Genomic DNA, 3,064 nt, shown 5'->3' on the forward strand with positions numbered 1-3,064 from the left:
CTTCAAACGGTCCGTCAAAGTATAAAGGGTGTTGTTAGATCATGCTGCTTGCGTCCACTATGTGGTTCCCGGACAACAACCGTTGGTTGTTGCGCCTGGAACACGAACCCACTATGCCTCCTTGTCCGGGGGCGGGTTCACCAATATTTACCGCACTGCCGGCACCCCCTTCTTCTGGAGGTGGTTTCGGGACGTGTTGTAACCATTGTTTTCCCCTCCCACCCTTTGGGGTGGGTGCGGGTAGAAGGGTTACGGCGGTCATAGCGTGGGGGAAACGCCCGGTCCCATTCCGAACCCGGAAGCTAAGACCCACAGCGCCGATGGTACTGCATCCGGGAGGATGTGGGAGAGTAGGTCACCGCCGGACAATATTTAGTACAGAGGGTCAGGTCCCGCGCCATTGGTGCGGGACCTGACCTGTTTAACCGGCCGGACCTGTTGAGCGCCGCCGGGCAGTGTGGACCGCCTGCGTCGGCCGGCCGAGCCTAGGCAGCAGGCCGCGCCGGCGTTCAGGAGCTGCGTGGCCTGGGCCCGCAAAATCGATCTCGCACTGCGCCCGCTCCTGGACTTTCCTGTGAGGGAGCCGTACCGCAGCGGGTTGCCCCCGCCACCTTGCTGGGGTTGCTGCACCGGCCCTTTTGGGCTTTATGCGTGTCTGGATGCCGTTCCACGCTTACAAATTGAGACTTTCGGCATATACCGTCGCAACCTCGGGGCCAAAGGTCTGCAGCTTCGTGCGGCGGCCCCTCTCGGTAAGTTAAAGAGAGAAGGCGGGACCTTATGAGTCGGAGCGCAGTACTCGCACAGCATGGGGGACGTCGGGGGAGGGGGAGAAACCAGCGTAGGTATTTGAGGAACTTGCTGGGTTTGATTTGCGCACTGTTGGCCGGATTGGTGGTGACGGCGCTGCCTGCCCAGGCCGTATTTTCCGGGCCGCAGCCCGGTGACGCGCTTCCCGCGGCCGACGTCGAAATCACCATGACCGGCACCGGGGTGGGGACCGCAGCAACGGGAGGAATACCACCCGCAGGGGCGGCATTTGATATCACCGCCTACCCGCCGGATGTGCCGGCCGATTACGAAGCTGATAACCCGTCCTTCGCCGGCACCATCCTCACTGAAGACGCCGAGGGGAACCAGCAGGAAATGTACTGCATCGATATCCGTACCTCCACCTACTCGGGGCTGGGGTACGAGAGCGGTACATGGAGCGAATCTGAAGTCCCCAACGTCGGTTACGTGAACCGGGTCCTGAACAGCTACTACCCGGACCAGCCCGGTCTTCCTGCAGAAGCCGCGGATGACGCCACCCGTGCCGCAGCGGTCCAGGCAGCAATCTGGTTCTTCAGCGATGGTTTTGTCCTGCAGGACACAGATCCCCTCCGCCCGCTGACCCAGGAGATTATCGATGCTGTTCTTGCCGCCGGGCCACTCACGGAACCGCCCCCGCCGGACGTCAGCATTGATCCGCCTGTGGCCGCAGGAGCCGTGGACGGCGTGACCGGTCCCTTTACCGTCACCGCTGGAGGCGGGGCGGAACTGACCGTGGAGGCACCTGCTGGTTTCACCCTGTTTACGGACCCCGCGGGGACCGTTCCGCTCGTGAACCCGGTTCCATCCGGTACCCAGGTCTGGGTGCGCAGTACGGCGCAGACAACAGATCCGGCTGTAATCACAGCCAGCGCCGTAGTACCCGTAGAGACAGGCAACGTCTACCTTTACGCAGGCAACAACCTCGACGTGACGGAGGCGCAAAAGCTGATCCTAGCCGCAAACGCCGAGGTCGAATCCAACGCCCAGGCAACCGCGGAGTTCTTCGTCGCGGGAGACCTGACGGTGAATAAGACCTTTGCCGGAGAGGCAGTCGGCAGTCAGGGAACTATCGTCCTTACCGTGGACTGTGGTCCTGTAGGGGCTTTCGTCTTCGAAATCCCGGTTGGGGCAACGACGCCGGTCACTGAAACGGTTACCGACCTTCCGGTTGGAACGGTCTGTCTGGTGACGGAAGAGGTAACCGGTTCCACGACGGAGGTGACGGTGACGCCTACGTTCTCAGATCCGGTGACGATCACTGAGGGGGAGAATGTCCTCACAGTCACTAATACGGTGGAATTCAACCCGGGCAGCCTGGTTGTGGCGAAAACCATCACCGGCTCCGGAGCCGGCCTGCAGGAAGAAGTCGTGCTTCACATCCAGTGCGGTGACGGACTGATCGACGAGATCTTCGTTATCCCCGAGGGGACTTTGGCGGATACCTTTACCCAGCGGTACGACGGCATCCCGGCGGGAACAGTGTGCCAGGTTACGGAGCCGGCGTCCGGCGCCAATGAGGACGTGACCGTGGAATCGTCAGGTACGGCGGAGGTAACCATCCTGCCGGGGCGGGAGGTGACGGCCGGGGTGGTCAATGAATACGCACCGGTGCCGGTAACCCAACGGCTTCCGCGGACCGGGGCGGAAGACGCAACGTCCATGGTCATGGCAGCGGGTGGTGCCGTCCTGGCCGGATCGCTGTTGGTTCTGGGTTCCTTCCGGAGGCGCAGCAGCTAGTCCAGGGGCTCCTGTGCTGAATGGCTGACGGATGGTCGGAGCCGGCGCCCGATAGGGTGCCGGCTCCAGCCGCCGGGGTTCAATTTGCGGCTCCGGGCCAACGTGTGTAGAGTCTTCTAAGTCGCCGCGGCCGGGACGCTGGAAAAGCGCCCGAGCATGGCGGCCAAACCCCAACAAAAAACAGAGTCCAACCAGTGCGTGCCCTTTGCAGGGCCGGTGGGAAAGACTCCGGTTTATGCTGGGTCCGGAACGGCGGAAAACGCTTTTCACGGGGTCCCGACGAGGGAAACCGCGAATTGCAAAAAACGCCGGAATGGAATAAGATATAAAAACATTGCAGCGAAGAAGAAAAGGAAAACATTGTTTTCCCGGGTATTTTCGGATTGCGTCTGTTGTTTGAGAACTCAATAGTGTGCCAAGTTTATTGATACCAATTTATTTTGATTGGTTGAACAGGCCGTTTCCGCCCACCCCGTGGGTATGGGACGGTTTTTTTAGCCGGTTTCGAATTTAG

At 60.8% G+C, this 3,064-nt stretch carries 1 protein-coding gene and 1 rRNA gene; both read left to right on the plus strand.

Features of this window, described 5'->3' with window-relative positions:
• The first annotated feature begins 250 nt into the window (after window positions 1–250).
• Window positions 251–367 (plus strand): 5S ribosomal RNA (gene rrf, locus LOC56_RS16055).
• A gap of 491 nt (window positions 368–858) precedes the next feature.
• Complete coding sequence (locus LOC56_RS16060; protein ID WP_229953284.1) at window positions 859–2,550, plus strand: thioester domain-containing protein; 1,692 nt, start codon at window positions 859–861, stop codon at window positions 2,548–2,550.
• Window positions 2,551–3,064: the final 514 nt, after the last annotated feature.

The organism is Arthrobacter sp. zg-Y179 (assembly GCF_020907345.1).
Lineage (GTDB): Bacteria > Actinomycetota > Actinomycetes > Actinomycetales > Micrococcaceae > Arthrobacter_B > Arthrobacter_B jinronghuae.